This window comes from Actinophytocola sp. (assembly GCF_045807065.1).
GTDB lineage: Bacteria > Actinomycetota > Actinomycetes > Mycobacteriales > Pseudonocardiaceae > Actinophytocola.
The window spans coordinates 1-7,093 of record NZ_JBJMIE010000033.1; the positions used below are offsets into that span (position 1 = coordinate 1).

The 7,093-nt window shown below is 69.1% G+C and carries 8 protein-coding genes; 6 read left to right on the plus strand and 2 right to left on the minus strand.

Translation table 11 applies throughout. The features are described 5' to 3' along the window. Together ACJ73U_RS01930 and ACJ73U_RS01935 are read right to left on the minus strand one after the other, a co-directional pair. A partial coding sequence (locus tag ACJ73U_RS01930; RefSeq protein ID WP_407775738.1) for a sodium:solute symporter occupies nt 1–1,147 on the minus strand: 1,147 nt, incomplete at its 3' end. Continuing rightward, a complete protein-coding gene (locus ACJ73U_RS01935; RefSeq protein WP_407775739.1) occupies nt 1,147–1,428 on the minus strand; it encodes a DUF3311 domain-containing protein in 282 nt (93 codons plus the stop codon). The genes ACJ73U_RS01930 and ACJ73U_RS01935, both read right to left, overlap by 1 nt. A gap of 625 nt (nt 1,429–2,053) precedes the next feature. On the opposite strand from ACJ73U_RS01935, the gene ACJ73U_RS01940 reads away from it, so the two are divergent. From ACJ73U_RS01940 to ACJ73U_RS01965, 6 genes are all read left to right on the plus strand, one after another. Then, nucleotides 2,054–3,466 (plus strand): ATP-binding protein, encoded by a 1,413-nt coding sequence (locus tag ACJ73U_RS01940; RefSeq protein WP_407775740.1) that lies wholly within the window; start codon nt 2,054–2,056, stop codon nt 3,464–3,466. Next, complete coding sequence (locus ACJ73U_RS01945; RefSeq protein ID WP_407775741.1) at nt 3,463–3,855, plus strand: roadblock/LC7 domain-containing protein; 393 nt, start codon at nt 3,463–3,465, stop codon at nt 3,853–3,855. Before ACJ73U_RS01940 ends, ACJ73U_RS01945 begins: the two co-directional genes overlap by 4 nt. Nucleotides 3,856–3,862: 7 nt before the next feature. Next, on the plus strand, nt 3,863–4,207 hold the full coding sequence (locus tag ACJ73U_RS01950) for a DUF742 domain-containing protein (RefSeq protein ID WP_407775742.1): 345 nt from the start codon (nt 3,863–3,865) through the stop codon (nt 4,205–4,207). Further along, nucleotides 4,188–4,781, plus strand: a complete 594-nt coding sequence (locus tag ACJ73U_RS01955; RefSeq protein ID WP_407775743.1) for a GTP-binding protein — start codon at nt 4,188–4,190, stop codon at nt 4,779–4,781. Before ACJ73U_RS01950 ends, ACJ73U_RS01955 begins: the two co-directional genes overlap by 20 nt. Before the next feature lie 41 nt (nt 4,782–4,822). Continuing rightward, nucleotides 4,823–6,028, plus strand: coding sequence for a cytochrome P450 (locus ACJ73U_RS01960; protein WP_407775744.1), 1,206 nt, complete (start codon nt 4,823–4,825; stop codon nt 6,026–6,028). Nucleotides 6,029–6,040: 12 nt separating this feature from the next. Further along, nucleotides 6,041–7,093: cytochrome P450 (locus tag ACJ73U_RS01965; protein ID WP_407775745.1), on the plus strand; the 1,053-nt coding region annotated here is incomplete at its 3' end.

Below are 7,093 nucleotides of genomic sequence, written 5' to 3' on the forward strand. Positions count from 1 at the left end.
CGTCCCTCGGGGCCGCGTCCTTGCGGATGTACTCCTTGTAGATGTTGCGGGTACACAGGTTCGCCGCGGCGATCGACATGATCGCGGCCGGCACCAGCGCGCCGATGCCGATGGCCGCGAACGCGATCCCGGCGAACCAGGCCGGGAACTGCCCGTCGAACAGCACCGGGATGACGGTGTTGCCGTCCGGGCGGCCGGTGGCGTTGTTGACGATCGGCTTGGTGCCGGCGGAGATCGCGACGTAGCCGAGCAGCGCGAGCAGGCCGAGCAGCAGCGAGTACGCCGGCAGCGCGGACATGTTGCGCTTCAGCACGTCCCGGCCGCGGGAGGCCAGGACGCCGGTGACCGAGTGCGGGTACAGGAACAGCGCGAGCGCCGAGCCGAGCGCCAGCGTCACGTACTGCAGCTGGTTGTTGGAGTTCAGCAGGACGTCGCCGAACGGCTTGTGCGTCGCCGGGTTGCTGGCCGACAGCTTCGCCTCGGCGTCGCTGAAGATCTCGCTCCACCCGCCGAGCTTGATCGGCAGGTAGATCACGGCCACCAGGATCACCAGGTAGATCAGGATGTCCTTGACGAACGCGATCAGCGCCGGCGCCCGCAGGCCCGACTGGTAGGTGTAGACCGCCAGGATCACGAACGCGATGAGCAGCGGCAGGTGACCCAGCAGGCCGGAGGCGTTGAAGCCCATCGTCCGCAGCACCGACTCCAGCCCGACGAGCTGCAGCGCGATGTACGGCATGGTCGCGACGATGCCGGTGATCGCGACCAGGAGCGCGAGCAGCGCCGAGCCGTACCGGCCACGCACGAAGTCGGCCGGCGTCACGTAACCCCTGGCCCTGCTCACCGACCACATGCGCAGCACCGGCAGGAACACCAGCGGGTAGGCGATGATCGTGTACGGCAGCGCGAAGAACCCGGTCGCCCCCGCCCCGAACAGCAGCGCCGGCACGGCGACGAACGTGTACGCCGTGTAGAGGTCACCGCCGACGAGGAACCAGGTGACCCACGAGCCGAACCTGCGGCCGCCCAGCCCCCACTCGTCGAGGTGGTCGAGCGAGTCCGCGGCCCGCCACCGCGCCGCGACGAAGCCCAGGACGGTGACGACGCCGAACAGCAGGACGAAGATGATCAGTTCGGTCCACTGCATTACTCGGCACTCCCCTCATCGAGCTCGTCGACGTCCGGGGTCTCCCCCGGCGCACGGCGAACGGGTGCCTTGGTGGTCATCCGGTAGACGACGATCGTCGACAGCACCCCGACGACGATCACCAGGAACTGGAACCAGTAGAAGAACGGCATCCCGAAGAGCGTCGGCGACTCCTTGTTGTAGAGCGGGGTCAGTAGGACGATGAAGGGGATCAGCAGGACCAGGTTCCAGGGGTTGAACACCAGCCCACTGGCCCGGCCACCTGGTTTGTCGGACGACATAGGAGCCCTACCTCGTTGTTCGGCGTGACCGAGTTGTCTGACAGTGCCGGTTACCATAGATCCGATGATCACGGCGGGCCAGAATGCGTGTCCGCAGTGTTATGTAGTGGGATCCGGAGTCATCCGGAGCGAGCCGGATCGGCCGCAGCGTCTCACCGACACGCCCGAACCGGCGCGGCGCGGGCGGCGTGATCAACACCACCTCGGCGGCGTCAGGACGCTACCGCGCGACTAGCCCAACCAGTCCAGCTCGGTGTGCGCTGCGTAGTAGGGCCTGGTACAGCCATCCAGTCGCGCCGACGATGGGCCGTCCGCCGCGAATCGCGGGGTGGCGGTTCGTCGTTAACAGTCCGAGATTCAACCGATCTGATGAACACTGCAACTTGACCCCTGGGATAACCTCGGGACTCGCTGCTTATGACGTGCTGCGGTGGGTAAGGGTGGTACCGCTGCGGGTCAGCAGTCCGGTCCCCCCGATCTCGACCATAAGGTGATCATGACAGCCTCATCGTCCGTGTCGTCATCGCCACGGCACTCGGGCCCCTGGACCTGTATCGCCGGTGTCACCGGTTACGTTGCTGTCTCCCCGCTGATTTTCCAGAAACTCGACTCGCCCGTCTGGATCGTGGTCTGGCTGGCGGTCGGCGCGGTCGCCATCGCCGTGGTGGCCGCCGGGGCCTACCGGACCGCGCGGGCCGGGCGGGAGCACCTCGAGGAGCTGCACCGGCTGGACGACGAGAACGCCAACCTCGCCGCGCTCGCCGAGGCTCGGCACGTGGCGCTGGAGTCCCTCGTCGAGCACCAACTGCCCGCGGTCGTGAACGGCGCGGTCCCGCCGCCGCTGCCGGACCTGTCGAACGACGACATCGCGGCGCACCTGCTCGGCCAGGCCGCCATGCACGTCAGCCGGCTGCGGGAGGACCAGCTGGCCCGCACCGACGCGGTGGCCGCCGCGGTCGTCGCGCTCGGCCGGAAGGTCCAGGCCTCCGCGCACCGCATCCAGGAGGAGGCGGCGCGGATGGTGGTGGCGCACCCGACCGACCCGGACGTCCTGCACAGCAGCATGCGCGTCGACCACGCGGCCGCCCAGCAGGCACGCAACGCCCAGACCCTCGCCGCGCTGTGCGGCGAGTGGCCGGGCCAGCAGTGGCACGAGGCGCTGCCGATCGCGGACGTCGTCCGCGGCGCCGCCGGCCGGATCACCGCCTACCAGCGCGTCGAGGTGTCCGGCGACCCGGCGGTGGCCGTGTCCGCCCGCGTGGTCGAGCCGCTGATCCACCTCGTCGCCGAGCTGCTCGCCAACGCCACCCAGTCCTCGCCGCCGACCACGCAGGTTCTCGTCACCCTGCGGCAGGTGCAGCGCGGCGCGGTCATCGAGATCGACGACGGCGGCGTCGGCCTGGACGACAAGCGACTGGAGCAGGTGCGCGAGATCGCCTCGGGCCGTCGCCCGGTCAGCATCTCCGACCTCGGCGAGATCCCGCAGACCGGCCTCGCCGTGGTGGGCGCGTACGTGCGCCGGCACGGCTTCCGCGTCGACATCACCGAGTCGGTGTACGGCGGCTTACGCGCGATCGTGCTCGTGCCGGCCGAGCTGACCGAGGCCCTCGCCCCGTCCGGCATGGTCGCCGCCGGCGCGCACGCCCTCACCAGACGCCCGGAGCGCCACGCCCTCGCGGCACCGCAGCCCCGCGAACCCGAACACGACTGGGAGCTGGAGCCGCACACCGGCCAGGTCGAGGTGGACCCGCAGTCCCTGCCGCCACTCGTCCCGTCCGGCGGCGACGACCTCCCCGTACTGCCACGGCGCCGCTCCCGCAGGGGTCACACCGTCCCGCAGACGCAGCCGAGCGTGGACTGGCCGGCGGAACGGGACGTCGAGGCGGACCCGGAGCAGGCCGGCCAGTGGATGAACGCGTTCCTCTCCGGCGCCGCCGTGGCCAACGGCCAGGACCACGACTACGACGACGACTACGACGACGACCCCGACCACTTGCCCTACAACGCAGAGAACAGCAACTCGGAGGACCTCAGATGAGCCACCCCGTCGACAACAGCTGGATGCTGGAGTTGATCAGGTCGGTGCGCGGCGTGCGCCATGTCGTCGTGCTCACGGCCGACGGGCTGCTGAAGGTCCGGACCGACCACACCCCCTCCGACACCGCGGACAAGCTCGCGGCGGCGTGCGCGGGGCTTTCCGCGCTGGGACAGGGCGTCAGCAAGGAGTTCGGCACCGGCGCCGGCCCGAAGCAGGTGATGGTGGAGTTCGACGGTGGCTACCTGTTCGTCCGCGGCGCGGGCGACGGCTCGCGGCTCGCGGTCGTGACGGAACCGGTCATCGACCCGGCACTCGTCGCACAGCAGATGCAGGCACAGGTCCTCATGATCGGTGAGCGCACGCTGTCGACGCCGACCCGTAGCGGCTGAGGGGGCTATGGACGACTACAAGGACCACCCGGTACGCACCTACGTGCTGACCTCCGGTCGGGCGCACCCCTCCCGCAACACCATCAGACCCGAGACGCTGCTGGTCGTCGACCGGGACGCGCCGCGCCCGGTCGCGCCGACCACGCAGCAGAAGGCGTTGCTCAAGATGTGCGGCGGGATGCTCTCGCTCGCCGAGGCGGCCGCGCACCTGGGACTGCCCGTGAGCCTCGTGGTGGTGATCGCGTCCGACCTCGTCGACAGCGGCCACCTGCAGATCCGCTCCGCGCCGCGCCACACCCCACCCCCGGCAGAACTCCTGGAGAAGGTTCTCGATGGTCTCCGCAAGCTCTGAGCGTTACGTCGCGTCGACGGTCGCCCAGTCGGTGAAGATCCTCGTCGTCGGCGCGTTCGGGGTCGGCAAGACGACGCTGATCGGTACGGTCTCCGAGATCGCGCCGCTGCGCACCGAGGAGACGATGACGACCGCGAGCGTCGGCGTCGACTCGCTGGCCGGCCTGGACGACAAGGGCACGACGACGGTCGCCATGGACTTCGGCCGCATCACGCTGAGCGCCGAGGTGGTGCTGTACCTGTTCGGGACGCCGGGCCAGAGACGGTTCTGGGACCTGTGGGAGGGTCTCGCCGAGGGTGCCGTCGGGGCGCTGGTGCTGATCGACACCCGGCGCCTCGAGGACAGCTTCGAGGTCTTCGACCAGCTGGAGACCCGCACCGGCATCCCGTTCGCGGTGGCCGTCAACGAGTTCCCGGACGCCCCGCGCTACGAAACCGAGCAGCTGCGCGAGGCGCTGGACCTGTTGCCGGAGACGCCGATCGTGCACTGCGACGCCCGCAACAAGGAATCCTCCGCGCAGGCCCTGATCCGACTCGTCGAACACGCGCTCAACAACACGAAGGCCCTGACTTGATGCCACCCACGACTCGCCGCCAGCACCAGAGACTCACCGACATGACCGGTCTGATGCCCCTGACGGCGACCACCAACACCACCGACCCGCACGCCGCGTACCGCGAGCTGCAGGACCGCTACGGCGTGGTCGCGCCGGTCGAGCTGGAGCCGGGCATCCCGGCGTGGCTGGTGATGGGGCACCACGAGATCTGCCAGGTGGTGCGCAACGAGCAGCTGTTCTCCCGCGACCCCAACAACTGGCGGCTGTTCTCCGAGGGCATCGTCGCGCCGGACTCGGGTCTCGGCCCCATGATGTTCCCGCGGGACAACGCGTACTTCTCCGACGGCGACAAGCACCGCAGGCTGCGCGGCCCGCTCGACGACGGCCTGGAGAGCCTCGACGAGCACCGGATGGCGCGGTTCATCCGCGCGATGTGCGTCGACCTCATCCGCGAGGTGGAGACCCAGGGCAAGGCGGACCTGGTGGCCGACTACGCCGCGGTGGTGCCGATGCTGACGGTGGCCGGCTTCTTCGGCCTCGGCCCGGAGCAGGGCCACGAGCTGCGGGCCGCGCTGATCGCGCTGTTCAGCTCGGCCGAGAACTCCCAGGCGGAGGCGTACAACCTGGAGCGGATCCTGACAGGTGTCATGAACGCCCGCCGCAAGGTGCCGGCGGACGACCTGACGACGGCGTTCCTCCGCCACCCCAACCTCCGCGACGACTTCGAGATCCAGCAGTCGATCGTGCTGATGATCAGCGCGGGCTACGAGACCACGACGACGTGGATCGCCCAGACGCTGCGGTTGATGCTCACCGACCCCCGGTTCGCCGGCCGGCTGCGCGGCGGCCGGCTCGGCATCGACGACGCGCTGGACGAGGTGCTGTGGCGCGACCCGCCGATGGCGAACATGCCCGCGCGGTACGCCCTGGTGGACTGCGAGCTGGGTGGCGCGCACATCCAGCGCGGCGACGCGCTGGTGATGGGCTTCCTGGCCGCGAACAACGATCCCCGGGTGCACACCGACGATCCGTGGCTGGAGGTGGGCAACCGCTCGCACCTGTCGTGGAGCGCCGGCCCGCACGCGTGTCCCGCGCAGCGTCCCGGCCGGATGATCACCCGCATAGCGGTCGACACCGCACTGCACCGGTTACATGATGTGACGTTGGCGATTCCGGCGGAGGAGATCGTGCTGATGCCGTCACCGTGGACGCGGTGCCCAGCCAGTTTGCCGGTTCGCTTCACCCCACCCGTTCCGCACGCGTAGGAGGGCGTTCCCATGGCCGAGCTTCCCGTGATCCACCTCGACCCGATGGGCACGGACCATCACGGCGAAGCGGCTCGAATGCGGGAACTCGGGCCTGTGGTTCGCGTCATCCTTCCTGGCGACGTGGCGGTCTATGCCGTGACCTCGCACGAGTTGGTCGCGCAGCTGGTGACGAACCCGTTGGTGAGCAAGGACTGGCGCAACTGGAGCAAGATCCGGTCCGGTGAGGTCGGCGACTCCTGGCCCCTCATCGGGATGATCAAGGTGACCAACATGGTCACCTCCGACGGGGACACCCACCTGCGGTTGCGGCGGCCCGTAACACGCACGTTCACCCGCGGCCGGGTCGAGGACCTGCGGCCTCGTCTCGAATCAAACGTCTCAGCGTTGCTCGACGCCCTGCCGTCGCACGCCGCCGCGGATGGTGTGGTGGATCTGCGGCCGCACTTCGCCTATCCGGTGCCCATGCAGATGATCTGCGAGCTGTTCGCGGTGCCGGTGGAGTGGCGCCCTCGGCTGCGGGAGCTGGTGGACAGTATCTTCCGCACCAACACGACCGCCGAGGAAGTCGTCGCGGTGCAGAAGGAACGGCACGAGACTCTTCGCAGGTTGGTGGAACTGAGGCGTGCGGAACGCGGCGACGACCTGACGTCCGCGTTGATCGAGCTGGGTGAGCAGGGGGAGGAAACCCTTACTCAGGAAGAGCTTGTCGACACGATCTGGCTGTTTCTCACTGCTGGGCACGAGACCACGCTGAGCCTGATCGTCAACGGGGTTCGCGCGTTGTTGACCAATCCGGATCAGTTGGAGTTGGCTCGGACGAAGTCCATGTGGTCCGAGGTGGTGGAGGAGACGCTGCGCTGGGACGCGCCCATCGGCAACTTCCCGGCTCGGTATCCGTTGGCGGACATCGAGATCGCTGGGGTGCCGATTCCTCGTGGGGAGGCGATTCTGGCTCCGTACAGTGGGGTTGGGCGGGACCCGGCCCAGCATGGACCCGATGCGGGCTCCTTCGACATCACTCGGGCGCCGGAGCGCCATCTCGCCTTCGGTGGCGGGCCGCAC